The sequence below is a fragment of the Streptomyces solicavernae genome, from assembly GCF_029968095.1.
In the GTDB taxonomy this organism is placed as follows: Bacteria; Actinomycetota; Actinomycetes; order Streptomycetales; family Streptomycetaceae; genus Streptomyces; species Streptomyces solicavernae.
The window spans coordinates 1-25,363 of record NZ_JASCIR010000028.1 but is presented as its reverse complement, the minus strand read 5'-3'; the positions used below and the strand labels follow the sequence as shown (position 1 = coordinate 25,363).

21 protein-coding genes and 1 pseudogene are annotated in these 25,363 nt (G+C 69.6%); 5 read left to right on the top strand and 17 right to left on the bottom strand.

Features of this window, described 5'->3' with window-relative positions; genetic code table 11:
* The first annotated feature begins 33 nt into the window (after nt 1–33).
* Nucleotides 34–411 carry a PIN domain-containing protein gene (locus tag QIS99_RS25195; protein WP_282515928.1) on the top strand — a complete coding sequence of 126 codons (378 nt, stop codon included), beginning with the start codon at nt 34–36 and terminating at the stop codon, nt 409–411.
* On the opposite strand, the gene QIS99_RS25190 is transcribed toward QIS99_RS25195, so the two are convergent.
* The 9 genes from QIS99_RS25190 to QIS99_RS25150 all read right to left on the bottom strand — a co-directional run bounded on the left by QIS99_RS25190 (nt 393) and on the right by QIS99_RS25150 (nt 13,366).
* Nucleotides 393–1,895 carry an ArnT family glycosyltransferase gene (locus QIS99_RS25190; RefSeq protein ID WP_282515927.1) on the bottom strand — a complete coding sequence of 501 codons (1,503 nt, stop codon included), beginning with the start codon at nt 1,893–1,895 and terminating at the stop codon, nt 393–395. The two genes, QIS99_RS25195 and QIS99_RS25190, sit on opposite strands and share 19 nt — an antisense overlap.
* Before the next feature lie 133 nt (nt 1,896–2,028).
* Nucleotides 2,029–3,543, bottom strand: coding sequence for an amino acid permease (locus QIS99_RS25185; RefSeq protein ID WP_282515926.1), 1,515 nt, complete (start codon nt 3,541–3,543; stop codon nt 2,029–2,031).
* 170 nt (nt 3,544–3,713) lie between these two features.
* Nucleotides 3,714–5,690 (bottom strand): 1-deoxy-D-xylulose-5-phosphate synthase, encoded by a 1,977-nt coding sequence (dxs, locus tag QIS99_RS25180; RefSeq protein ID WP_282515925.1) that lies wholly within the window; start codon nt 5,688–5,690, stop codon nt 3,714–3,716.
* Nucleotides 5,691–6,017: 327 nt separating this feature from the next.
* On the bottom strand, nt 6,018–7,370 hold the full coding sequence (locus QIS99_RS25175) for a sugar ABC transporter permease (RefSeq protein ID WP_282515924.1): 1,353 nt from the start codon (nt 7,368–7,370) through the stop codon (nt 6,018–6,020).
* Nucleotides 7,367–8,278, bottom strand: a complete 912-nt coding sequence (locus tag QIS99_RS25170; protein WP_282515974.1) for an ATP-binding cassette domain-containing protein — start codon at nt 8,276–8,278, stop codon at nt 7,367–7,369. Before QIS99_RS25170 ends, QIS99_RS25175 begins: the two co-directional genes overlap by 4 nt.
* A gap of 306 nt (nt 8,279–8,584) precedes the next feature.
* Nucleotides 8,585–9,679 (bottom strand): substrate-binding domain-containing protein, encoded by a 1,095-nt coding sequence (locus tag QIS99_RS25165; protein ID WP_282515923.1) that lies wholly within the window; start codon nt 9,677–9,679, stop codon nt 8,585–8,587.
* 172 nt (nt 9,680–9,851) lie between these two features.
* On the bottom strand, nt 9,852–11,051 hold the full coding sequence (locus QIS99_RS25160; protein ID WP_282515922.1) for an ROK family transcriptional regulator: 1,200 nt from the start codon (nt 11,049–11,051) through the stop codon (nt 9,852–9,854).
* Between the two features lie 112 nt (nt 11,052–11,163).
* A complete protein-coding gene (locus QIS99_RS25155) occupies nt 11,164–12,087 on the bottom strand; it encodes a helix-turn-helix domain-containing protein (protein WP_282515921.1) in 924 nt (307 codons plus the stop codon).
* Between the two features lie 115 nt (nt 12,088–12,202).
* Nucleotides 12,203–13,366, bottom strand: a complete 1,164-nt coding sequence (locus QIS99_RS25150) for an FAD-dependent monooxygenase (RefSeq protein ID WP_282515920.1) — start codon at nt 13,364–13,366, stop codon at nt 12,203–12,205.
* Nucleotides 13,367–13,545: 179 nt separating this feature from the next.
* Between QIS99_RS25150 and QIS99_RS25145 the strand changes: the two genes are divergently transcribed.
* Both QIS99_RS25145 and QIS99_RS25140 read left to right on the top strand, forming a co-directional pair.
* Nucleotides 13,546–14,532 carry a GntR family transcriptional regulator gene (locus tag QIS99_RS25145; RefSeq protein WP_282515919.1) on the top strand — a complete coding sequence of 329 codons (987 nt, stop codon included), beginning with the start codon at nt 13,546–13,548 and terminating at the stop codon, nt 14,530–14,532.
* A 457-nt stretch (nt 14,533–14,989) separates the two neighbouring features.
* Nucleotides 14,990–16,531 carry an MFS transporter gene (locus tag QIS99_RS25140; RefSeq protein WP_282515973.1) on the top strand — a complete coding sequence of 514 codons (1,542 nt, stop codon included), beginning with the start codon at nt 14,990–14,992 and terminating at the stop codon, nt 16,529–16,531.
* A 56-nt stretch (nt 16,532–16,587) separates the two neighbouring features.
* Here the strand turns inward: QIS99_RS25140 and QIS99_RS25135 are convergent, their stop codons facing one another.
* From QIS99_RS25135 to QIS99_RS25110, 6 genes and pseudogenes are all read right to left on the bottom strand, one after another.
* Nucleotides 16,588–17,514, bottom strand: coding sequence for a carbohydrate ABC transporter permease (locus QIS99_RS25135; protein ID WP_282515918.1), 927 nt, complete (start codon nt 17,512–17,514; stop codon nt 16,588–16,590).
* Nucleotides 17,514–18,437, bottom strand: a complete 924-nt coding sequence (locus QIS99_RS25130) for a carbohydrate ABC transporter permease (protein WP_282515972.1) — start codon at nt 18,435–18,437, stop codon at nt 17,514–17,516. Before QIS99_RS25130 ends, QIS99_RS25135 begins: the two co-directional genes overlap by 1 nt.
* A gap of 49 nt (nt 18,438–18,486) precedes the next feature.
* Nucleotides 18,487–19,938, bottom strand: coding sequence for an N-acetylglucosamine/diacetylchitobiose ABC transporter substrate-binding protein (gene ngcE / locus QIS99_RS25125; RefSeq protein ID WP_282515917.1), 1,452 nt, complete (start codon nt 19,936–19,938; stop codon nt 18,487–18,489).
* A 356-nt stretch (nt 19,939–20,294) separates the two neighbouring features.
* A pseudogene (locus tag QIS99_RS25120) lies at nt 20,295–20,504 on the bottom strand (hypothetical protein); the annotation flags it as partial.
* Nucleotides 20,449–21,060, bottom strand: a complete 612-nt coding sequence (locus tag QIS99_RS25115) for a hypothetical protein (protein WP_349017326.1) — start codon at nt 21,058–21,060, stop codon at nt 20,449–20,451. The pseudogene QIS99_RS25120 and the gene QIS99_RS25115, both read right to left, overlap by 56 nt.
* 26 nt (nt 21,061–21,086) lie before the next feature.
* A complete protein-coding gene (locus tag QIS99_RS25110; RefSeq protein ID WP_282515916.1) occupies nt 21,087–21,605 on the bottom strand; it encodes an ATP-binding protein in 519 nt (172 codons plus the stop codon).
* 100 nt (nt 21,606–21,705) lie between these two features.
* Between QIS99_RS25110 and QIS99_RS25105 the strand changes: the two genes are divergently transcribed.
* Together QIS99_RS25105 and QIS99_RS25100 are read left to right on the top strand one after the other, a co-directional pair.
* Nucleotides 21,706–23,040: a helix-turn-helix transcriptional regulator gene (locus tag QIS99_RS25105; RefSeq protein WP_282515915.1), complete on the top strand. Its 1,335-nt coding sequence runs from the start codon at nt 21,706–21,708 to the stop codon at nt 23,038–23,040.
* Entirely contained in the window at nt 23,037–23,855 is an 819-nt protein-coding gene (locus QIS99_RS25100; protein WP_282515914.1) for a class I SAM-dependent methyltransferase, read from the top strand. The genes QIS99_RS25105 and QIS99_RS25100 overlap by 4 nt, the downstream gene beginning before the upstream one ends.
* A gap of 32 nt (nt 23,856–23,887) precedes the next feature.
* On the opposite strand, the gene QIS99_RS25095 is transcribed toward QIS99_RS25100, so the two are convergent.
* Nucleotides 23,888–24,705 (bottom strand): IS5 family transposase gene (locus QIS99_RS25095; protein ID WP_408909631.1). Its coding sequence is split into 2 segments (ribosomal slippage): nt 23,888–24,363 and nt 24,363–24,705, totalling 819 coding nucleotides; the frame shifts between segments, so codons are not numbered across the junction.
* 45 nt (nt 24,706–24,750) lie between these two features.
* Nucleotides 24,751–25,335 (bottom strand): DinB family protein, encoded by a 585-nt coding sequence (locus tag QIS99_RS25090; RefSeq protein WP_282515913.1) that lies wholly within the window; start codon nt 25,333–25,335, stop codon nt 24,751–24,753.
* Nucleotides 25,336–25,363: the final 28 nt, after the last annotated feature.

Sequence of the window (25,363 nt, the reverse complement as noted above, 5' to 3'; positions counted from 1 at the left end):
GTCGGGAGTCGTACGACGTGAGAGGGTCGGCGCATGCGCACTCTGCTCGTCGTGGACGCCGCCAACACCGTCGGATCGGTGCCGGACGGCTGGTGGCGGGACCGCAGGGGCGCGGCGGAGCGGCTGCGGGACGGCCTCGTCGCCTACGCGGACGTCGGCATCGACGGCCACCCCGGCCCCCTCGACCTGCTGCTCGTCGTGGAGGGCGCGGCGCGCGGCGTGGAGTCCGTGCCAGGCGTACGGGTGGATGCGGCGCCCGGGAGCGGCGACGACCGGATCGTGGAGCTGGTCGCCGAAGCGGCTCAGGCCACGGTCGTCGTGGTCACCGCCGACCGTGAACTGCGGCGCAGGGTCGAGGAGTTGGGCGCGGTGTGCGTCGGGCCGCGTACGGTCTATCCGGTGCGGCGGTAGATGACCGCGTTCTCCACGACCGCCGTCTGCTCGTACCGGGCGGCGAGGAGGGCACGGAGCGTCGGCAGCGCTTCGGGGGCGTACGGCTTGCCCCGGCTGTCGTCGACGATCAGGTCCGGCGGGTTCTCGGCCATTTCCGTACGGAACACGTCCCAGGCCCCGTCGACCGCGTACTTCTCGCCCACCTGCGGTCCGTTGCGGCCGCCGCTGTAGTTGGTGAGGAAGCCCGCGGTGAGGTAGCGGGAGGCGGGGGTGCGGTCGGCGAGCCAGTACGTCTCGGGGTGCATGCCCCAGACGAGGACGCGGTCGTCGGGGTCCGTGGCGCGGCCGATCGCCGTCGCGAGCCGTTCGGCGTGCGCGAGGTCGGGGCGCGGCGCGAGCATCCCCCAGCCGAGGAACAGGGCGCAGGCGAGCGCGGACGTGGTGAGCGTCGCCGGGGTCCAGTCGCGCGGCAGGCTCTGCAGGGCCGCGGTGCCCAACAGGGCGATGGCGGGTACCAGTTGGAGGTAGTAGTGGCCGAAGAAGTGGAAGCCGACGCAGACGGCGACGGCGGACGCGCCGAACCACAGCCACAGGTCGGCGGCGCCGGTGCGGGCGGTCCGCAGCACCCGCACGACGGCCGGGAGCAGCCCCGCGCAGGCGACGGCGAGCAGCGCGGCGTTGGTCAACGCCCGTGACAGTACGTGCAGTTCGGAGCCGGTGAAGGAGGCGTACGCGCCGGAGCCGGTGACCGTCCAGAACAGGAACCCGCGCGGGTCGGTGGCGAGGGCGGCCGCGAGTACGGGCAGGACGGCGCCCGCCACGAGCCGGAGTATGCCGGCCCGGCGCGCACCGGAGCGCCACCACAGCCAGAGCACGGGCAGGAGTACGGCGCCACCGGTCTGCTTGGCGAGGAAGGCCGCGGCGACGGCCGCACCGCACCAGGCCCAGCGGCGCCGGTCGGCGAGCCACATGGCGGCTGCGGTCGCCGGGAGCATGAACACCTCGAACGTGGCGGCCTGCGTGTCCTCGGGGTTGAGCCCGATCGACAGGAACAGGTAGAGCACACCGGCCGTGCGGCCCGCGCCGTCGCCCCAGCGGCGGCGGGCGAGCGAGGCGAGCAGTACGGCCGTGGCGAGGTGGGCCAGGACGGCCAGGACCTTCAGGGGCAGCAGCGAGTCGTCGCCGAAGAGCGCGAAGGCACCCTCGTACAGCCAGGGCAGGAGGGGCGGTTTACGGTCGACGACGGTCTCGTAGAGCGTGCCGCCGTCGGCCAACAGCCTTGCCTGGACGGCGAGGAAGCCCTCGTCGGGGTTCCACAGCTCGATCCGGAACGACGGGATGCGGGTGACGCAGGCGAGCAGGGTCAGGGCGGCGATGAGCCGGGGCCAGTACGCGGACCGCCCCGCCCGCGTGCGGACGGGGCGTGCCCCTGGTTCGACGCGCTGGTGCGGCAGCGCCGGCGTGCTACGGGGTGGGTCGTCGGAACGCTGCTCGGCCGGCATGGGTGCCAAGGTATCTGCTTGCAGCAGCTCCGGGGCCGCCGCCCCTGCCCCCTCGGCTCCCCGTCGACCGACTACCGCGCCGTGGTGGCTTCAGCGCCCCGCGGCTGAGCCGCAAGTGTCACAGCCCCGCCCCCTACCGGGTCTCCCTGCCCGACAGGGCGCGCCCCAGCCTGCTGTGGCTGCGCCCGTACGCGAAGTACACGATGACGCCGAGGACCATCCACACGCCGAACCGGAGCCAGGTCTCGCCCGGCAGGTTCAGCATCAGCCACAGCGAGGCGGCGATGGAGAGGAGCGGCAGCAACGGCACCCACGGGGTGCGGAAGGCGCGGGGCAGGTCGGGGCGGGTGCGGCGGAGCACCAGCACGCCGAGGGCGACGACCACGAAGGCGAACAGGGTGCCGATGTTCACCAGCGTCGCCAGCTCGTTGATGCTGGTGAAGCCCGCGATGACCGCGATGACCACGCCGAGCAGGATGGTCGGCCGGTACGGGGTGCGGAACTTCGGGTGGGTGATGGCGAAGAACCGCGGCAGCAGCCCGTCCCGGCTCATCGCGAAGAACACCCGGGTCTGGCCGAGCAGCAGGATCATACAGACCGTCGTGAGGCCGATGGCGGCGCCGAAGCTGATCACGCCCGCGTAGAACGGGTGTCCGGAGGCCTTGAAGGCGTCGGCGAGCGGGGCGGTGACGGACAGTTCGGTGTAGTGCTGCATACCGGTGACGACCAGCGACACCGCCACGTAGAGGACGGTGCAGATGAGGAGGGAGCCGAGGATGCCGCGGGGCATGTCGCGCTGCGGCAGCTTGGTCTCCTCGGCGGCGGTGGCCACCACGTCGAAGCCGATGAAGGCGAAGAAGACAATGGAGGCGGCGGTGAAGATGCCCATCACGCCGAAGTTGGTGGGCTCGTAGCCGAACATCAGCTGGACCAGCGGGGCGGTCTCCCAGGCGCCGCCGGTCTCCGGGGTGACCGGGTCGGGGATGAACGGCTGGTAGTTGTCGCCGACGACGAAGAACAGACCGGCGACGATGACGATCATGACCACGGTGACCTTGATCGCGACGACCAGGGCGGTGAACTGGGCGGACAGTTTCATGCCGAGGACCAGGATCACGGTCAGGACCAGGACCAGGACGAAGGCCAGGATGTCGAAGCTTCCTCCTGGCACATCCGGCCCTTCGAGCGCCGTTGGCAGATGCCAGCCGACGTTGTCCATCAGCGAGCGCACATAGCCGGACCAGCCGACCGCGACCACCGCCGTGCCGAGCGCGAACTCCAGGACCAGGTCCCATCCGATGATCCAGGCCGGCAACTCGCCGATGGAGGCGTACGCGAAGGTGTACGCCGAACCGGCGACGGGCACGGTCGACGCGAACTCCGCGTAGCACAGGGCGGCCAGGGCGCAGACGATGCCTGCGGCGACGAAGGCCAGCGCGGTCGCCGGGCCCGCGTTCTCCTTGGCCACCTTGCCGGTGAGGACGAAGATGCCGGTGCCGATGATGACGCCGACGCCGAAGACCGTCAGGTCCCAGGCGGACAGCGACTTCCTGAGCGCGTGCTCCGGCTCCTCGGTGTCCTGGATGGACTGTTCGACGGTCTTGGTGCGGAACAGTCCGCCGGGGGGTGGAGGTGTGCTGCTGCTCACGGGCGTGCTCCCTTGCTGACGATGCTCGCCATGATCGAAACCTGCGCGGCGTGTCTGTGTGCCGGTATGCCCGTATCGCAAGGAGTTTCACACGAAAGGCCCGGTCCGGCCACCCGTAGGGAGTGGCCGGACCGGGCCTGATGACGCCTTGTGTGCGACACCTTTTCGTGTCAGTCGCGGGCGGGCTCCACCGTGTTCCGGTCGGCCGCCGGGCTGTCGTACCGTCCGTCCAGCTTGGCGACGAGGCCGGTGACCTGGCGGGCGATGTCCGGTGCCGTAAGGCCGATCTCGGCCATGACTTCCTTGCGCGAGGCATGGTCGAGGAAGCGCGGCGGGATGCCGAAGTCGCGCAGCGGTACGTCGACTCCGCCGTCCCGCAGCGCCTGCGCGACGGCCGAACCGACACCGCCCGCGCGGGAGTTGTCCTCGACGGTGACGACGACGCGGTGCTGTTCGGCGAGCGGGGCGAGCGCCTCGTCGACGGGCTTGACCCAACGCGGGTCCACGACGGTGGTGCTGATGCCCTGTTTGTTGAGGAGGTCGGCGATCTCCAGGCACATCGGCGCGAGGGCGCCCACGGAGACGAGCAGGACGTCCGGCTTGGCGGTGCCCGCCTTGCGCAGCACGTCCATGCCGCCGACCGTGCCGACCGCCTTGACGGACGGGCCGACAGCGCCCTTGGAGAAGCGGACCACGGTCGGGGCGTCGTCGACGGCGACGGCCTCGCGCAGCTGCATGCGGACCTGGTCGGCGTCGCGCGGGGCGGCGATGCGCAGGTCGGGCACGCACTGCAGGATCGACATGTCCCACATGCCGTTGTGCGAGGCGCCGTCGGTGCCGGTGACGCCGGCCCGGTCCAGGACGAAGGTGACGCCGCACTTGTGCAGGGCCACGTCCATCAGGAGCTGGTCGAAGGCGCGGTTCAGGAACGTCGCGTACACGGCGAAGACGGGGTGCAGTCCGCCGTGGGCGAGGCCGGCGGCGCTGACCGCGCCGTGCTGCTCGGCGATGCCGACGTCGTACACCCGCTCGGGGAACTCCTTGGAGAACCGGTCCAGGCCGACCGGCTGCAGCATCGCCGCGGTGATCGCGACGATGTCCTCGCGCTCGTGGCCGAGCTTGACCATCTCCTCGCCGAAGACGGAGGTCCAGTCGAGGCCGGAGGACGAGATCGGCAGCCCGGTGTCGGGGTGGATCTTGCCGACGGCGTGGAAGCGGTCCGCCTCGTCGTCCAGGGCGGGCTTGTAGCCGCGGCCCTTCTCGGTGAGGCAGTGCACGATGACCGGGCCGCCGAAGCGCTTGGCGCGCTGCAGGGCGGACTCCAGGGCCTCGATGTCGTGACCGTCGATCGGCCCGACGTACTTCAGGCCCAGGTCCTCGAACATGCCCTGCGGGGCGATGAAGTCCTTCAGGCCCTTCTTGGCGCCGTGCAGCGTCTCGTAGAGCGGCCGGCCGACGACCGGGGTGCGCTCCAGGATGTCCTTGCCGCGGGCCAGGAACCGCTCGTACCCGTCGGTGGTGCGCAGGGTGGCGAGGTGGTTGGCGAGGCCGCCGATCGTGGGGGCGTACGAGCGCTCGTTGTCGTTGACGACGATGACGAGCGGGCGGTCCTTGGCGGCGGCGATGTTGTTCAGCGCCTCCCAGGCCATGCCGCCGGTCAGCGCGCCGTCGCCGATGACGGCAACCACGTGGTCGTCCTTCTTGCGCAGCTCGTTGGCCTTGGCGAGGCCGTCGGCCCAGCCGAGGACCGTCGAGGCGTGCGAGTTCTCGATCACGTCGTGCTCGGACTCGGCCTGCGAGGGGTAGCCGGAGAGGCCGCCCTTCATCTTGAGCTTGGAGAAGTCCTGGCGGCCGGTGAGCAGTTTGTGCACATAGCTCTGGTGGCCGGTGTCGAAGAGGACCTTGTCCTTCGGGGAGTCGAACACGCGGTGCATGGCGATGGTGAGCTCGACCACGCCGAGGTTCGGGCCCAGGTGACCGCCGGTCTTGGAGACCGCGTCGACGAGGAAGCCACGGATCTCGGCCGCGAGCTCGTCCAGCTGCTCGTGGCTGAGCCGGTCCAGATCGCGCGGCCCCTTGATACGGGTCAGCAGTCCCTCCCGTCGCCCACCACCACCCGTGTGGGACGCGCTTCGCGCGACTGCCATATCCGTGCCTCCTAGGTTCTGTGGTTCGGTCAAGCTGTGCGAGTCGAGCTGTTCGAGCTGTGCCGGGCCTGTCGAGTCTAATGTTCCGCCCGTACTGCCCGCCGTCGGGTGGGGTCACCCGGGCGGGGCGGTACGGGACGCATCTGACGGTATGCGAGGAGACGCGTCCGCGCGGGTTCGGGTTGCGTCGCCCGCGCGGCGGAGCCGCCCATGTCACAGCCCCGCGCTCCTTTCGGGGCACGAAATCCAGCCTGTCCGGCGATTGAGGACGAGCCCGCAGGGCGATCGACGGCGCCCGAGTCGACGGTGCGGGACGTGGGACGGGACCTACGCCCGCCCAGCCGTCTTCTGCGTACGCCGCGACACCGAGTCGATCACAACCGCAGCCAACAGCACCGCACCCGTGATCATGAACTGGATCTCGCTGGCCATGCCGAGCAGGTTCAGGCCCTGCTGGATCGACTGGAGCACGAGCATGCCGAGCAGCGCCGACCAGACCTTGCCGCGCCCGCCGAAGAGGCTCGTACCGCCGATGACCGCCGCAGCGATGACCAGCATCAGCGTGTTGCCCGCGCCCAGGTTCTTCGTCGCGCCACCGGAGAGCGAGGCGATGAAGAGGCCGCCGAACGCGGCGAGCATGCCGGAGATCGCGAAGACCGTGATGCGGATCCGGTCCACATTGATGCCCGCGCGGCGCGCCGCCTCCGAGCTGCCGCCGACCGCGAAGACCTGGCGGCCGAACGTGGTGCGCCGGGCCACGAAGTCGGCGATGACGAGGACGGCCAGGAACAGCACGAGCGCGAGCGGCAGGCCGCGGGAGCCGGGCAGCTCGTTCAGGACGTACGCGGCGACCAGCACCAGGACCGCGACGACGCCGGTGCGCAGCACGATCTCGCTGACCGGGCGGGACGGAAGCCCGGCGCTCTTGCGGCGCCGGGTGTCGAGCAGCAGCGAGGCGGCGTACCCGACGATGGCGATCAGGGCCAGGCTGTACGCGGCGGCCTTGTCCTCGAAGAAGTAGCCGGTGAGGTTCTCGACGATGCCGCCGGTGGGCGTGTTGATGCTGCCTTCCTTGCCCATCAGCCAGATCTGCAGACCGCTCCAGCCGAGGAACCCGGCGAGGGTGACCACGAACGCCGGTACGCCGATCTTGGCGAAGAAGAAGCCGTGCAGGGCGCCGATCAACAGGCCGGACAGCACGGCCATCAGGACCGCGGCCCAGTCGCCCCAGCCGTTGCTGACGTTCAGGACCGCCCACACCGCGGCGCCCATGCCGGCCACCGAGCCGACCGACAGGTCGATCTCGCCGAGCAGCAGCACGAAGACGATGCCGACGGCCATGATGCCGAGGCCGGAGGTGAACACCGCGATGTTGGTGAGGCTGCTCGCGGACAGGAACCGGTCGTTCTGCGCCTGGAAGACGACCGCGATGACGATCAGGCCGATGACGACGGGCAGCGAACCCAGCTCACCGCCGCGGATCTTGCGCGAGAACTCCGTCCAGTACCCCTTGAGGCCCTGCTCGCGGACGAGCAGACGCGGGTCCACGGCCGGTACGGGCGCGGCGCTCGCCTCGGCTGCGGTCGCGGCCGGGGCCTCGGCCGCCGATTCCGGGGCTTCCGTGGCTACGGAGGCGGGCTGCTCGCCGTCCGTCGCGGGCTTCTTGGTGAGGTCGCTCACTGCGCGTCCCCCTTCGTGAACGTGCCGTCCGTGCCGTCCGTGCCGTCAGTGCCGCCCGTGCCGCCCGTGCCGCCGGCTTCGGCCTCGCCGCTGCCGTTCGGGTTGCCGTCGCCGTTGCCGTTGCCGTCGCCGTTGCCCGTACGCGCCTGGCGGCGGGTCACCGCGTTGTCCGTGGCGCCGGTGATGGCGGCGATGATCTCCTCGTGGGAGGTGGCGGCGACGTCGAAGACGCCGTTGTTGCGGCCCAGGCGCAGCACGGCGACACGGTCCGCGACGGCCTGCACATCGGCCATGTTGTGGCTGATGAGAATCACCGCGTGGCCGCGTTCGCGCAGCCGCTCCACCAGGTCGAGGACCTGCGCGGTCTGCTCGACGCCGAGGGCCGCGGTCGGCTCGTCGAGGATCACGACCTTCGGGTCGCCGACGAGGGCGCGGGCGATCGCGACGACCTGGCGCTGGCCGCCGGAGAGCGCGGCGACCGGGATGCGGACGCTGGGGATGCGGATCGAGAGCGTGTCGAGCAGCTCCTTGGCCCGCTTCTCCATGGCGATCTCGTCCAGGACCGGGCCGTGCTTCAGCTCGCTGCCGAGGAAGAGGTTGGCGACGACGTCGAGGTTGTCGCAGAGCGCCAGGTCCTGGTAGACGGTCGCGACGCCGAGGCTCTGGGCGTCCTGCGGCCGGTTGACGCGGACGGGCCGCCCCTCCCAGACGAGGGCGCCGTCATCGATCGGGTGAACCCCCGAGATGGTCTTGACGAGGGTCGACTTGCCGGCGCCGTTGTCGCCGACCAGGGCGACCACCTCACCGGCGTGGATCTCCAGGTGAACGTCCGTGAGTGCCTGCACGGCACCGAACCGCTTGGAGACTCCGCGCAACGCCAGCACGGGCGTAGCGGACACGTGAATCAGCTCCTTCGCCGCCTGATCGGGCGGGACTTGCGAGATACGAGGGGGGTGTCCGGTGCCCGCCGCCGCGGCGGGGTGGAGTGCGGCGGGGGTACCGGAGGTACTTCGGGGGCGGCTCGGGGTTGTTGCTGCCCGTCCGGCGGACACCAGCCAAATCAAGCCCGTCCGGGGGCACCTCCCGGCCGAAGGCTGGGGGAGATTGAGGACGAGCCCGGAGGGCGATCTACGGCAACCGAGCCGACGGCGACCGAGCCGACGAGGACCGAGCCGACGGCGATCGAGCCGACGGCGACCGACAAGTACCGAGCCCTACTTGATCCCCGCCGCCGCGCACGCCTTCTTGAACTCCGCCGTGCAGATCTCGCTCGCCTTGTACACCTTGTCCTTGATGATCGTGCCGGCGATATCCGCCTTGGTCACGATCTGGGCGTCGTACAGCTTCGCCGGGGTGCCCTTGAACTCGCCGCTGATCGAGTCCACCTTGGTCGGCGTGAGGTCCTTGATGTCCTTGCCCTGGAGGAGGCGGACGGCGATCTCGGCGGTGGTCTCGGCCTCCGGCTTGATCTGCTTGTAGATCGTGAACGCCTGCTCGCCGCTCAGGATCCGCTGCAGACCGGCGAGTTCGGCGTCCTGGCCGCCCACCGGGACCTTCACGTCGCGCTTGTCGAGGGCGGTGATGATGCCGCCTGCCATGCCGTCGTTGGCGGAGTAGACGGCGTCGAAGCCGTCCTTGCCGAGGGAGTCGATCGCGGCGGACATCTTCTTGTTGGCCTCGTCCGGGGACCAGTCCGGGATGTCCTGCTCGTAGACGATCTTGCCGACCTGCTGGTCCAGGACGCTGTGGGCGCCCTTCTTGAACAGCGCGGCGTTCGGGTCGGTCGGCGAGCCGTTGATCATGACAACGTTCGCGTCGGCCGCGTCCTCGCCGAGCGCCTCGACCAGACCCTGGCCCTGCAGGCGGCCGATCTTCTCGTTGTCGTACGACACATACGCGTCGATCGGGCCCTCGGCGAGACGGTCGTACGCGACGACCTTCACGCCCTGGTCCTTGGCCTTCTTCACCCAGGACTTGGTGGCCTTGTAGTCGACGGCGTCCAGGATGATCACCTCGACACCCTGGGTGAGCAGCGCCTCGAACTGCTTCTTCTGGGTCCCGGTGTCCTGGGCCGCGTTGTTGTACTTGACCTCGCAGTCGGAGCACAGCTCCTTGATCCTGCCCTCGATGAGCGGGCGGTCGAAGGTCTCGTAGCGCGTGGTCTTGTTCTCCGGCAGCAGCAGACCGATGGTCCTGCCGTCACCGCCGCCCGCCTCTTCGACCTCTCCGGCCTTGCCACAGGCGGTCATCGCCAGTGCCATGGAAACCGTCGCGGTGCCTATGACGACGCGGCGCGTCACTGCGTTCATACGGGGTGCCTCCCTGACGAGGCCGCGTCGTTGCGGCCGAGGTGGCTGGAAGTCAACTCGGCCGCGAGAGCAGCGTCAAGGAGTAAATCCTTAACGAGATGACAACGGTGCCATCCGTTATCTAAGTGAAGACCGATGTGCGTACCGCCCCGGGAGCGCGGGGCTCGGGAACTCATGTGAAGGCCGGTGCGGGTGCGGCCTGCGCGCCGTCGAGCAGCGTCGAGTCGCCCATCTCGCTGAGCGCGAGCGCCAGCGCCCCCAGCACCTCGGCCCGCCCGCCGAGCGCCCCCGGCAGTACGGAGAGCTTCCGCGCCGCACTCGGGATCGCGTACCGCCCGACCGACTCCCGGATCGGCCCGAGCACCAGCTCACCGGAGTCCGCGAGGTCCCCGCCGAGCACCACCCGCGAGGGGTTGAGCAGATTGCACAGGTTGGCGACGCCGCTGCCGATGTGCCGGCCCACGTCGGCGATCACGCGCCGGCAGCCGGGGTCGCCGTCGCGCGCGAGGGCGACGACCTTCTCCATCGTCAGACCGGAGCCGTGGCTGGACTCCAGGAGCGGCAGGACGTACCGCGCGGCTGTGAACGTCTCCAGGCAGCCGCGGTTGCCGCAGCGGCAGACCGGGCCCGACTCGTCGAGCGTGATGTGCCCGATCTCGCCCGCGGTGCCGCCGGGGCCGCGGTAGATCTGACCGTTGATGACGAGCCCGGCGCCGACGCCGCTCGCCACCTTGATGTACGCGAGGTCCTTCACGCCCCGGCCGCTGCCCCAGACCAGCTCGCCGAGCGCGCCGAGGTTGGCGTCGTTGTCGACGTACACCGGGACGCCGAGGCGGCCGGAGAGCTCCTGGCCGGGGTTGGTGCCCTGCCAGCCCGGCAGGATGGCCGTCGAGCCGAGCGTGCCGGTCTCCACGTCGATCGGGCCCGGCACGCCGAGGCCGATACCCGCGACCTTGGAGCGGTCCACTCCGCTCGCGTCGATCAGCCGGTTGACGAGCTGCTCCGCCCGGTCGAAGCCCTGCGCGGCGGAGGCGTCGACGTCAAGGGGCTCGGCCTCCTCGGCGAGCACCTGGTGGGCCAGGTTGCCGATGGCGACGCGCAGGTGGGCGTGGCCGAAGTCGACGCCCCCGACCAGGCCGGCGTCCCCGCTGAGCGAGACGCTGCGGGCCCGGCGGCCGCCCGCGGAGGTCGGGGTGACCTCGACGGTGCCGCTGTCCTTGAGCTCCCTCACGATGTTGGAGACCGTGGCCGCCGACAGGCCCGTCGTCCTGGCGATCTCCGCCTGAGTGAGCGATCCCGCCATCCGCACGGCCCGCACGACCCGTTCGAGATTGGCCCGGTGCAGCGACGACTGCGACCCCGGAGTCTCCACGACGACCTCCCTTGCCGGGGCCGCTTCTCTGAGGCTCCGGCTTAGTAAAACTTGTAAACCCTAAGCTCAGCCTCCCCGGACAATGCCCGTCAAGCCCTTGACGGAGGTAGGTTCACAAGACAGCTTCTTCCTCGGCCGCGGCCGGGCCCGCCGACGCGGGCTCGCGCCGCTCGTCCCCCGCCCCCGCGACCTGCGCCGCGAGCAGCCGCAGCGCGTCCGCGGAGGCGGTGTCGGCCGGGGTGTAGAGCTCCAGGCGGTGGTCGGGGCTCTCGGGCTGCAGCCACACCTGGTAGTCGACGTCGACCCCGCCGACCGTCGGATGCTGAAGGCTCATCCGCCCGACGGTGCAGTCCGCGACATCGCCCTTCGCCCACAGCGTCGCGAACTCGGCGCTGCGCATCGTGAGTTCACCGATCAGCTCGGCGAGCCGCCCGTCGGTGGGGTACCGGCCCGCGGTCAGCCGCAGGTACGCGACGTGGATACGGGCCAGCTCGTCCCAGTTTCGGTGCAGTTCGCGGGCAAGCGGGTCGAGGAAGAACATCCGCGGCACGGAGGGGCGGCGGGCCGGGTCCTGCGGCGCGTCGAAGTCGAGGTGCTCGGCGACGAGGGCGTGCCCGGTGCGGTTCCAGGCGAGGATGTCGCCGCGCCGCCCGAGCACGACGGCCGGGTTGGCCTCGCCGAGCGCGTCGAGCAGGGTGAGGACACGCTGGTGCGGCCGCTCGGGCCGGGGCCGTACGAGCCGGGGGCCGCCCCGGCTGCCACCCTGCCGGGCGAGGTTGTGCAGATGGGCGGTCTCGGTCGGGTCGAGCCGCAGCACCCCGGCGAGGGCGTCGAGCACCTGCTGGGAGGCGGTGCCGGCCTGCCCCTGTTCGAGCCGCGTGTAGTACCCGGCGCTCACCCCGGCCAGCTGCGCCAACTCCTCGCGGCGCAGGCCGGGTACGCGGCGTGCGGTGCCGTAGGTGCGCAGGCCCACGTCGTCGGGCGTGACACGGTCGCGGCGGTTCTTGAGGTAGCCCCCGAGGCTTTCGGTCTGCATGGCTTCGAGGCTAGGGCGTTTCCTCCGGGGCGGGGCGGGTTGTGACTACCCCTGCGAGGTGCACCCGGGCCACCCGCACGCACCTCTCGGGGCGTACGTCCGTACCCTCCAGAGCTCAACCGTCCAGCCTGATCGCGTTCTTGGCGCGGGTGACGGACTCCTCCGCGGCGGGACCGCCCTCGTTCTCGGTGGCGAGGGCCTGGTTGAGGGCGACGAAGGGGCGCATCCGCTGCTCGTAGCGGCGGTGGGCGGCACGGTGGTCGTACGGCTCGCGGGCGAGGCTGTCGGCCAGGACGTACGCCCCGACCAGGGCGAGGCTGGTGCCCTGGCCGGAGAGCGGGGACGGGCAGTACCCGGCGTCGCCGAGCAGCGCGACCCTGCCCCGCGTCCAGTGGTCCATCCGGATCTGGGCCATGGCGTCGCAGTAGAAGTCGGGGGCAGTGCGCGCGGCCTCCGCGAGGCGTGCGCCCTCCCACTTGAGCGCGGCGAGCCGGTCCACGACGGCCGCCCGCAGCGCCTCGCCGTCCCGGAAGTCGTACTCGTCCGGGCCGGTCCCGAAGCCGAAGGCGACCCGGAGCTCGGTGTCGTCCCGTACGGGCATGATGCCGAAGCCCGCGTCGCCGTCCCGCAGCCAGACCTGCCGGCGGTCCAGGCCGAGGAAGTTGCCGGCGCTGAACACCGACAGGCAGCTGCCGAGGTGGTGGGCGTAGGCCGGTTCCGGGCCGAAGGCGAGGCGGCGCACGGCGGAGTGCAGGCCGTCGGCGCCGACGACCAGGTCGAAGGTGCGGGGCGGGCCGTGGGTGAAGCCGACGTGCACGCCGTCCGCGTCCTCGTCGAGGGTGGCGACGCCGTCGCCGAAGCGGTACTCGACAACCCCTCGTGTGTGCTCGTACACCATGCGCACCAGGTCCTCGCGGAGCAGCTCGATGTCGTCGCTGTCGAGGCGGCCGCTGCTGTACGTGAACTCCGTGGAGCGGTCGATCTCGCGGCCCTCGGCGTCGAGGACCGACATGCCGCGCATCCGGGTCCGGCCCTTGCGGGCCGCTTCGAGCAGACCCATCCGCTCGACCACGTCGAGGGCCACGCCCCGGATGTCCACCGCCTGACCACCGGGGCGCGGGCCGTCGGCGCGCTCGACGACCGTGGGCCGGAGGCCGTGGCGGTGCAGCCAGTACGCGAGCACGGGTCCGGCGATGCCGCCGCCGTTGATGAGCACGGTCCGGTTCTGGTTCCGGCTCTGGGTCTGGGTCTGGGTCTGGTTCGGGTTCTGTTGCTGCATGGAGGTTCCTCGGGTGCGTTGGTCCATGGGTTCGATACGCTGTACGCACACGGACCGTACGCCGTACGCATGCTCCGCTCAACGAGCCCAACTTCACCTCTGGACTAGGACAGTTGAGGATCAGACTCCATCGCCGCCGCTCACCTCTGCACTAGTACAGAATGGACAGGCATCACGACGTGACGAAGGACACAGGCAGCGCGGCCCGGCCGCCCTATCTGCGGATCGTCGACGAGATCCGGCGCCGGATCGCCGACGGTGAGCTCGCCCCGGGGGACCGGGTTCCGTCGACCCGCCGGATCGCCGAGGAGTGGGGCGTCGCGCTCGCCACGGCCACGAAGGCGTTGACCACGTTGCGCCTGGAGGGCGTGGTGGAGACCCGACCCAGGGCCGGGACTGTCGTGGCGCGGTCGGCCTCTCCGGCCCACGACCCCCGTACGGCTGCGCCCACACCGGCATCGCCCTCTGCCACCGAGCCGGAGCTGACCCGGGAGCGGATCGTGCGCACCGCCATCGAGATCGCCGACGCGGAAGGCCTGTCCGGGCTCTCGATGCGCGGTGTCGCGGCCCGGCTCGGCGTGGCGGCGATGTCGCCGTACCGATACGTGAGCGGCAAGGACGAGTTGGTGCTGCTGATGGCCGACGCGGCGTACGGCGACCAGGGCTGCCCCGTCGACGTCCCGGAGGGGTGGCGTCCGCGCGTCGAGACGGGCGTGCGCACCCTGTGGTCGCTGCACCGCAGGCACCCGTGGCTGGCCCAACTCGGCCCGTTGACGCGGCCGTTGCTGGTGCCGAACCTGATGGTCCACGGCGAGTGGTTGCTCAACGCACTGGACGGCCACGGCCTCGACGCCACGACGCTGTTCGACATTCACGTACTGCTCTACAGCCATGTGCAGGGCCTGGCGGTCCACCTGGAGCGGGAGGCCCACGCGGAGGCGGCGACCGGCCGATCCGATCAGCAGTGGATGGACGATCACGCGTCTGACCTGCGCGAACTCACAGATTCCGGCCGTTTCCCGACCTTCGCCAAGGTCGTCGGCAGCTTCGCGGACGAGGGCTACGACCTGCGCCTCGACGCGCTGCTGGAGCTGGGCCTCAAGGCGCTCCTCGACGGGCTGACGCCGACGATCGAGGAGGGTGGGGGCCCGGCAGGGACCCGGTAGGCGCCCGGTAGGCGCCCCGAACAAGACAGTCCCCGGAGTCCTCTACGTTGCCATCTACCTCAGTCGTCGCTGAGGCTCCGGTAACGCGGGGCTTCGGGGGCCTGGCCAGGACCTTCGGAATCTCTTGCCAAGGGACGTCTCTAATGGCGGTGCGATTCCTCGGTCTTCTGGTGTATTGACAAGTTTCCTCCTGATATGGCCTGTGTCAAGAGGTGCCTGGAAATTCGCCGGTCGGTGCCGGGTAACCCTGCGAGGTGTACCCACGGGACGGGGATGGTTGCCGTGTGCGCGGCCCCGCATCGTCGACGGCATGAACGAGAAGCAACCCTCCTCGGCCAAGTCCTCCCCGTCCCCCTCGAACCCGTCGAACCTCTCGTCCCTCTCCTCCCCCTCCTCCCCCGGCGCGCGTGCGTGGCTCGGGCTGCTCGTCGTGCTCGGGCCCGTGCTGCTGGTCGCCATGGACAGCTCGGTGCTTTTCCTGGCGATGCCCGCCGTGTCCGCCGCCCTGTCGCCCAGCGCCGACCAGGCCCTGTGGATCCTCGATGTGTACGGCTTCGCCGTCGGCTCACTGCTCGTCGCGTTCGGTGCGATCGGTGACCGGTACGGGCGGCTCAAGCTGCTGACGGCAGGCGCGACGCTGTTCGGGCTCGCCTCGGCCGGTGCGGCGTTCGCCCCGAGCGCCGAACTCCTCATCGCCTTCCGGGCGTTGATGGGCATCGCCGGCGCCACGCTGCTGCCCTCGGCGCTCGCGGTGCTCAGCGAACTGTTCCCGGACGCCCGGCAGCGCTCGCGGGCCATCGGGATCTTCGCGGCCACGTTCGCCGCCGGGTTCGCGATCGGCCCGGTGCTCGGCGGGCAGCTGCTCAGCAGCTTCTGGTGGGGCTCGGTGTTCCTGATCAACCTGCCGGTCGTCGCGGTGTTCCTGCTGCTGGCGCCGCTGCTCCTGCGCGAGGTGCGCTCCACCCGCACCGACCGGGTGGACCCGCTGAGCGTGCTGCTGTCCGCCGCGGGCCTGCTGCTCAGCGTGTACGCGGTCAAGCATCTGGCCGCCGACGGCCCGTCCGCCGGTTCGCTGACCGCGGGCGCGGCCGGTGTCGCCGCGCTGTTCTGGTTCGTACGCCGCCAGCTCCGCCTGGAACACCCGCTGATCGACTTCCGGCTCTTTTGTGACCGGGTGTTCACGGTGGCGGCGATCACCGGGCTGCTGCCGCTCGCCGCGTGGTCGGCGGTGGCCTACCTGGGCGGTGTCTACCTGCAGTCCGTCCTCGGGCTCCGCGTCCTGGAGGCCGCGCTGGTGGCGCTGCCGGGTGCGGTGGTGCTCACGGTCACGTGCGTCGTGACGCCGGCCGTCGTCGCCCGTACGGGCGTCCGCGCCGCGCTCGTCACCGTGCACTTCACGGTCGCCGCGGGGTTGCTCCTGCTGCTCGCCACGGGGGCGACGGGCGGGGTCGGCTGGTACGTGGCGGCCACCGTGGTCAGCGGGGTCGGGTACGGGATCTCGTTCAGCGTCGTCGCCGACACCGCCGTCGCCGCGGTGCCGCCGGAGCGTGCGGGGTCGGCGGCGGCGATCGCCGAGACCAGCAACGAGATCGGCAACGCTCTCGGCATCGCGCTCCTCGGCTCGCTGGCCACGCTGATCTTCCGCCTGGACGGCCCGGGGCTGGCCGGGACGCTGGGCGAGACGCTGCAACTTCCGGGGCTGGGCGGGGAGTCGGCGGCCGAGGCCAACGCCGCGTTCGTACTCGGCCTGCACACGGCGGCGCTGGTCGCGAGCCTGCTGCACCTGGCCCTTGGCGCGTTCGCACTGCGGAGCATCCCCAAGTCCATTGTGGGGGACGGAGATTCGCCCGAGCCGAAGCCGAAGCCGAAGCCGAAGCCGAAGCCGAAGTCGGAGTCGGAGTCGGAGTCGGAGTCGGAACCGAAGCCGAAGCCGAAGTCGGAGCCGAAGCCGATGCTCGCGTCGGCACCGGAGCCGGTCGGTGTCCGCGAGCGCGCCTGAGCCTGATGGCGCCGCTCCTCGGGCTCCCCCGGCCACCGCCGGAGGAGCCCGCCGTACTACTTCAACGCGCCCGCAGTGAGCCCCGCGACCACCTGCCGCTGGAAGATGATGTACGCGGCGAGCACCGGAAGCATCGCCATGACCAGGCCCGCGAACAGGCCGGACCAGTCGCCCTTGTAGCCCTGGCTCACGGCGAGTTCGACCAGGCCCTGGGCCAGGACGCGGCGGTCCGGATCGGTGTTGAGGACCGTGGGCAGCATGTACTGGTTCCACTGGCCGAGGAAGTTGAAGATGCCCACGCTGATCAGGCCCGGCTTGGCCATCGGCAACATGACCTGGAAGAACGTCCGCGTGTGCGAGGCCCCGTCGACGAACGCCGCCTCCGCCACCGAGGTCGGCAGCGTACGGAAGAACGAGGTGAGGAAGAAGACCGTGAACGGCAGCGAGTACGCGATGTAGACCAGGACCAGGCCGGGGATCGTGTTGAGCAGGCTCATGTTCTGCATCACGAAGAACAGCGGCACGAGCGCCAGCATGATCGGGAAGCTCATTCCCCCGATGAAGAGGAAGTAGAGGAAGCGGTTCCCGGGAAACGTGAAGCGGGCCAGGACGTACGCGGCCATCGAGCCGAGCACCAGCGTCCCGGCGAGCGAGAACCCCACCACGACCACGGTGTTGAGGAAGTACTCGCTCATGTGCGCTTCGCTCCACGCACGCGCCCAGTTCTCGAAGTGCAGCGAGTCGGGCAGCTTCCACGGCGAACCGAAGATGTTCGCGTCGGTCTTGAAGGACGTCATCACCGCCCACAGCAGCGGCATGACCACCATGAACGCCCAGAGGACGAGCATGCCGTGGGAGAAGACATTGAGGACGGAGCCCTCCCGCCTCTGCTTCGCGGGCCGCACGTGGGGCGACTTGGCCACGGCGGGCGGGCGGTTCCCCGTGACGGTGGCGTCGGCGGGAGGGGTGTCGGTCGTCTTCATCAGTACTCCAGCCGCTCGCGCCTGCCGAGTCGCATCACGACGGCCGCGAAGCAGAGCGTGATGACGAGCAGGGCGACACCGATCGTGGTTGCGTAGGCCGCGTTGGCGTCACGGAACGCCGATTGGTAGATGTACAGCGGCAGGATCGACGTCGAGTAGTCCGGGCCGCCGGGGCCCACACTCATGATGTGGACGACGGCGAAGGCCTCGGCGCCCAGGGCCAGGATTCCCATGTAGATCCAGCCGGACTGCACGGTGTCCCAGAGCAGCGGCAGGGTGATGCGGAAGAACGTGGTGATCCGGCCCGCCCCGTCGAGCAGCGCCGCCTCGTAGAAATCCTTCGGAATGGACGCCATACCGGCGCTGAACAGCACCACGAAGAACCCGACGGTGCTCCACACCAGGACCGCCATGATGGCCCACAGCGCGTAGTCCGGATCGCCGAGCCAGGACGGCTGGAAGCCGTCCAGACCGATCGCGGAGAGCGCCGAGTTGAGCGCGCCGTCCCGCGGGTTGTACGCGAACTGGAAGAGCACCGCGACGATCGCGATGGACAGGACCTGGGGGAAGAAGTACGCGACCTTGTAGAAGCCGGAACCGCGAACTCCCGTGACCGCCGCGCCCTTTCGCGCCCGCCCGCCCACATTGATCATGAAGGCGAAGAACAGCGCGAGGGAGAGCGTCACCAGCGGCAGCAGCACCACGAAGAGCACACTGTGCTGCAGTGACTTCCAGAAGATCTCGTCCTCGAACATGCGCTGGTAGTTGGCGAAGCCGACCATCTTGAAGTCCGGGCTCAGCCCCGTCCAGTCCGTGAACGAGTAGTAGACCGCCTGGATGAACGGCCAGATGACGAAGACCGCGTACAGCGTGAGGGGTGCCGCGAGGAACCCCACGACGAACCGGTACTTGCCGTGTTGCATGATCACCGACCTCGGTCTTCCTGCAGGTGCCGCCGCTGGTGACGCACGGTCACTTCTTGTGCTTGTAGTGCTTGACCGAGGAGTCCTTGGCCGTCTTGTCGGCGAAGCCCTGGATCTTCTTGATGGCCTCGGCCGGGGTGAGGCGTCCCGCCATCAGCTCACCGAGCCCGGCGACGCCGATCTGCTCCTTCTGCAGCTTCACGTACCAGTCCTGCATGCGCGGGTTGACGACGTTCTCGCCGGCCAGCTTCAGCGCCGCCTCGCAGCCCTTGAGGCCGGAGGTGAGCTCGATGCCGTCGGTGCCGCCGTCGAAGGCCGTCAGCGACTTCACCAGCTCGGTGGTGTTGCGCGAGGCGGACTCGCTGAGCATCAGGCGGAGCTGCTCCATGCCGCCGGCCGGGTTCTTCGCCTTGGCCGGGACGATGAAGGGCTCGGACCCGGAGGCCCAGATGGTGCCGAAGGGCATCTTGTCGGCGCTGTCCATGCCCTGCGGTGCACCCACCGACATCCGGAAGTCCTCGGGCGTGGTCTTGGAGGACTCGTTCTCCACCCAGGAGCCGTTCGGGATGAACAGCGCGTCGCCCTTGTTCCAGGCGGTCTGGGCCTGGATGTGGGTCATCCCGGTGGTGCCCTTGAGGATGTAGCCCTTCTTGAAGAGCTCGTAGTACGCCTCGAACACCGCCTTGACCGCCGGGTGCTTCCAGGCGTTCGGCTCCAGGTTGTCGATGGCGTCCAGGACCTCGCGGCCACCGATCTTGGCCATCATCGGGTACATCGAGAAGGGCATGTAGTACGGGTACTTGCCCGGGTACGTCCAGCCCGCGATGCCCTTCTTCTTGGCCTTGGCACAGACCGCGAGCATGTCGTCCCAGGTCTTCGGGTACTCCGAGTCGAGCTTCTCCAGGGCGGTCTGCGAGTACCAGATGCCGTACACGGTGTACGCGTAGTACATGATCCAGACCGGGTCGCCGTCGAACTGCCCCATCTCGACGATGCCGGGGCGCAGCGTGTCGCGGACCTTCTTCTCCGGGTCGTCCACGGAGGGGGCGTCGAGGAGCGGGGTGAGGTCGGTGAGCTGTTTCTTGCCGACGAGGACGCCCATGTCCATCTGCTCGGCGCCGGAGTTGTCGATGAGGTCCGGCGGGTTGCCGCTGTTGAAGCGGGGCTGGAGCACCGACTGGATCTTCTGCGTGGAGGAGAACTTGACCTCGGCCTCGGGGAACTTCTTCTCGTACGTCTTGACGGCGTCCTCGGCGTACTGCGTGCCGAAGCCGCCGTCGAAGAGGACGAAGTCGAGGGGCGCGCTCTCGTTGACGGCGAGCGGGTTCTCCTCGGACTTCTTGCCCTTGTCGACCTTGTCCTCGGCGCCCCCGCCGCCGCTCGCGCAGGCCGAGAGGAAGCTCATCGCCGGTACGGAAATCAGGCCGAGCGCGGCCGAGCGCTTGATCAGGTCACGGCGTCCGACGCCGTCGTGGCCGTTGCGTGCTGAAGTGGATCCCATGCTCAAGTCCTCGCCTTCTCCAGGACTCAGGCGGTGAACCGGACCCTCCCCGGCACCGCGGTGTGGTGAAGCTGGGGTCGTGCGATCTGTTGTCGGGAACGGCCGGAATCGCTGGACCGGCGAAGCCTTTTCCCCGGCTCCCCCGGCTCCCCCGCCTTGCCCCCGCCCCCTGCCCGCTGCTGCCCGCTGCCGCGGAACGGCCGCGCGGACGCCGACAGGTATAGTCCACTCTCCTTCGGGTGAGCAAGATCGAATACAGCTTTGGCCGTCAGTCTTTCCCGAGTTGAGACCTCACGGACGCCCTGTCGCAGCCTCCCTCAGCCACCTGCCCGCGGCCAGTGGACTTTCGTGGACGATCACCTGGACTTTCGCGTCAGTTGAGGTTCGGGCGCTTGGGGTGCCGTCTGCCGGCCCGACTTGAGCGTGACCTCGATCGCAAGTGCCCCCAGAACTTCCTTCTCCGGACCGTAGATGGTGCGGATGTTGCTGAGCTGCTCGTCTCGGCTCGCATCAGGGTTGATGCTGGCCGGGCCTTCGCCGTCGAGAAGTGCTTCGAAGGTCTCGTACGCAGCCGCATCCGAGGCTCGGGCAGGAGACCCGGACGTGCGGTGTTCCGGTGGACGGGGCCAGCCACCGGCGGGCGGCATCGATGCGAGGGAGGAGACGTAACCAGGTACGACGGAAGTGCTCGCCGGCTTGCTGTTGGGTGTAGGTCTCGACACGGAAGGGGATGCCTGTGCGCCGTGACAGGGCGGTCAGCCTTGGCTCGTACAAACCGTCGACCAGATCGGCCAGGGCCTGCCCGTCAAGGGCCTGGGCGTAGGCGCGTTGGAAGCGATGGCCGGTTGCCGGGTCTGTCTTCAGGTCGTAGGCAGCGTTGTCGAGGGCGCCGAAGAGGACTTCCGCGGGCAGGCCGAATCGGCTCCGGAGGCGGGCCGCCACTGCGAAGGCGAGGGACTGTACGAGCGAAGTGCCGATGCGCGGGTCACCGTTGATCTGCGTGCCCACAACCAGCACGAGCTTCTCGGGCAGGGTGGCCAGAATGCGCGGTGCGAGCACGTCCTCCGCGTGAGTGAGAGCGTTGGCCAGAACGGTGTTCGGCGAGACGGGGATGACAGTCATAGGGAATTCCTCCGGTTTGAGGCACTTCAATCGTCGAGGGCACGAGAGCGCTCAGGGTCCGCGCTGCGTGCGCGCGTCGGATCGTCGTCTCCAGGGCTGTGCCGGAATGTCGCCCAAACGCGCTTCCCGGGGCCCTGCCGGGCCGTGACTCCCCAGTCGTCGGCCAGGGCATCGACCAGGAAGAGACCACGGCCGCCGCCGTCGGTCTGTCGGGCAGGGCCTTGCGCCGGGGTGCCATCTCCGCTGTCCTGCACCTCGATCAGCACGTGCAAGCTGTGGAGTTCGAGACGCACGAGGATCAGCCCGTCCGCGACCGGCGCGTGCAACAAGGCATTGGTAACCATCTCGGATACGCACAGGCGGATGTCATCAAGGCGTTGCACGTGGTCCCACCGGGTAAGCGCATCCGCGACATACCTACGGGCGGCGGGCACATTGGCCTTGCGTCGACTGAAGTGCCTGCAGTTTTCGGCGGCGGGACTCAAGTGCTCCTGATTCTGGTTCGGTTCGCGTGTCGTCGACTCGTCGTGTGTTCTGCTGTGCATACCAACAGCCAAGCGCTGTAGCTCATTTGGGTCGGGAGCCAGCGCGGGGGCCAATCAGGGGGCCAAGATGGGGGCCACGGTTCACGCGCGAGGAGCTGGGATGGACCACACGGGTATCGGCGCCTTGCTCGTCCGGTTGCGGACCGAGCGTGGCTGGACCCAGCAGCAGGTCGCCGACGAGTGCAATGCTCTGGAGGGCCGTGCCGCCAAGACGGGCAAGGAGATCGGGCGTTACGAGCGTGAGGCTCGTATCCCCGTCCCCTACACCCGGCGATATCTCGCTCTGGTCTTCGACGTCGAGGTCTCGTTGCTCGACCGGGCCGTCGCGGTCAGCAAGGGGAAGACCGGCAGAGCGGACGCAGCGGGTCTCCCAGAGATCAGTCAGCCGAGGTCACCCGCCCCCACCTCTGTACTCGGCGAGGTCTCTGCAGATGCATCCTCGTCAGCCGAGTTCGCCCTTTTCATCGCCCAGAGCAACGCGGACGAGTTCGTGGTCGAACAGCTCGAATCCGACGTGGCCCGGCTGGCGCGTTCCTATGTCAGCCACCCGTTGATGGAGTTGTACGTCGAGATTCGGCAGTTACGGGATGGGGTGTTCCGCCTCCTGCGGGGGCGGCAGCGCCCGCGACAGACGAGCGACTTGTATGTGTCCGCCTCACGACTCTGTGGCCTGTCTGCACACGTCTGCCTGGACCTCGGCCACTACGACTCGGCGGCCACCCACGCCCGGACGGCTCGGGCGTGTGCCGCGGCCGCCGGGCATGAAGGCCTGCTCGCCTGGGTGAGGGCCGTGGAGTCGTTGATCGCCTACTGGACCGGCCGGTACAAGCGGGCGGCGCACCTGGCCCGGGCCGGTCGCGGGCACCGGGCGGGCGGAAGTGTCAGTGCCCGACTGGCCGGTCTGGAGGCGAGGGCGCTCGCCATCGCGGGTGATGGGACGGGAGCCGCCGCCGCACTGACGGATGCCGACCGGGCCCGCGGGCGGGAGCACGGCGCCGACGAGGCCCCAGGGATCTTCGCCTTCCCGATGGCCAAGCAGTTTGCGTACGCCGGAACGACGCATCTCGCGATCGGTGGACGTGAGCACATCCAGCAAGCAATCGCCAGTGCTGACACCGCAGTTCGGCTCTACCGCAGTGCGGAGCACGACGATCAGTCGGTGGGCGACCTGTTCGCCGCGCACGTCGACCTGGCGCGTGGGCACTTGCTCCTGGCCGACCTCGACGGCGCCGAGGCCATACTCGGGTTTGTCCTCGACGCACCACCGGAACGGTTCTCGGCCAGCATCGTCCGGCGGCTGGTCGATCTGGGTCGCGAGCTGGGCAGGCCACAGTACGGTGGAGCAGAGCAGGCCGCCCACCTGCGCGAGCGCCTACAGCACATGGCCGCACTCGCGGCCCCGCCTGCCGCCCACTCACTGGAGCTGCCGAAGTGACCGACATCTCCGCCGCCCACGACGCCGCCGTGACTAACCGCGCCCGCCTTGCCGGGAGCGCCTACAACGGTGAACGGGATCTTGCCGCACGGCAGTCCCTGTATCAGTGGCAGTCGCCTCGGTACGACCTGCCCAGCATCGTCGCCGGCCGCTTGGGCGCGGTACGCGGGCGGGTGGTCGATGTCGGTTGCGGCAATGGCAAGTTCATCAAGCAGCTGCGCCAGGAGCGTCCGGACCTGAAGCTGCTGGGCCTGGACATCGCCCCCGGCATCCTCGGGGACGTACCCGGTGCGGTCGCCGTGGCAGATGTGGCGAGGCTCCCCTTGGCTCCGGGGAGCGTCGACGCCGCACTGGCCATGCACATGCTTTACCACGCCCCGGACATCCCCCAGGCGGTCCGCGAGCTGTCCCGAGTCGTGGCCGACGACGGTCTACTGATCGCCTCAACCAACAGCGACAGCGACAAGGCCGAGCTGGACGAGCTGTGGGTGCGCGCGGCTGGTGATGTCCTGGGCACCGGCCGCGGACCGGCACGCATCTCACTCAGCGCCCGCTTCACCCTGGAGAAGGCGCCGACCTTCCTCGGCGAGCAGTTCGGCCGCGTCGAGACGACCGAACTGCCCGGCACCATCACGGTCACCGACCCGGAGCCTGTGGTCGCTCACATGGCCTCGTACCAGGCCTGGGCGGATCAGCACGACGTGCCCTTCGAGGCCACGATCGAGCGGGCGCACACCATCCTGGAGGAACACATCGCCCGCCGTGGGGCGTTCGAGATCCACTGTCTCGGAGGCATCCTCGTGTGCTGTCGCTGACGGCAGCGAATAGTGGTTTCTAAGAGGGTGTCTCACGTGGCAAGTTTCGCGAGCTTCTTGTAGCAGGTCAGGGCGGCGGCCAGGCCGAGGAAGGTGAGGAAGTGCGAGCCCTTTCGTTCGTATCGGACGGTGAGGCGGCGATAGCCGAAGAGCCAGGCGATCGACCGTTCGATCTTCCAGCGGTGCCGACCGAGGCGTTCGCCGGACTCGATGCCGGGCCGCGCGATGCGCGCGACGAACCCGCGCTCGCGCAGCCAGGCCAGGTGTTCGGCGGAGAAGTACGCCTTGTCCGCGCGGAGTTTGGCGGGTCGGCGCCGCCGTGGTCCCCGGCGGGACCGGACGGCGGGTATGCCGCGGATGAGCGGCTTGAGGGCGCGGCTGTCGTGCATGTTCGCGCCGGACACGGCGACGGCGAGCGGGATGCCCTGGGCATCGGACAGCACGTGCGGCTTGCTGCCCTTCTTGCCGCGATCGACCGGGTTCGGCCCGGTCAGCGATCCCCCCTTTTGGCGCGAACAGAGGCCGCGTCGACGATCGCCGAGGTCCAGTCCACCTCGCCCCGGGCCCCGAGTTCGTCCAGCACCGCCCGGTGCAGGCGACGCCACAGGCCGGCCTCGGTCCATGCCGTGAAGCGGCGATGCGCGGTGGCGGGCGACGTGCCGAAAGTCGGCGGCAGATGCCGCCAGGCACAGCCGCTGGTCAGCGTGTACACCACTGCCGTGAATACGGCCCGCTCGTCACACGGGGCGGTCCCACCTCCTTGCGGACGAGCAGCGAACGACGGCAGCAATGGGGCGGCCAGCTCCCAGAGTTCATCAGGAACCAGACGCTTCGACAGATCAGCACCCACGACCGGCATCATGACGCACGAACATCACGTCACGTGAGACAACCTCTACGCCTTGATTGGTGCGGCCGACCTGGCGGCCTGCTCGATCTTCGCGTAGCAGGCTGCGCGGGCTTCCTCGTCGATCTGCTTCTCGTGTTCGGGGCGCATCCCGGTCCGGCCGTCGAGGCCCTCGCGCAGGATATCGGCGTGGCCGGCATGCCGGTTGGACTCGCCGAGGACATGGACCAGGATGGCGAACAGGTTCGTGTGGGGATAAGGCTCCGGCCACCACGGCACGTGGCCGGGGGCGTCGAGGGGAAGCTCGTTGATCGTCGAGTCCGAGTGTTCCCACGTGCGCCGGTAGAACCCTGTGATCTGATCGCGGGTCTCGTCCTCGGTCGCCCACAGATCGCTGCCGTCGGAGTCCTGCCACCGGGGCAGCGGTTCCGGGGAAGGGCGGTCGAAGACCTCGCCGAAGTACCTGGCCTCGACGGTGGCCACGTGTTTGACCAGGCCGAGGAGGTTGGTCCCGGTCGCTGTCAAAGGTCGGCGGGCGTCGTATTCGGACAAGCCGTCGAGTTTCCAGAGCAGCGCCTTGCGGTCCCGCCGCAGTCTCCCGTGCAGGTTGTCCTTCGCAAACTCATCGATCATGCGGCATGAGCCTGCCATGGGCTGCTAG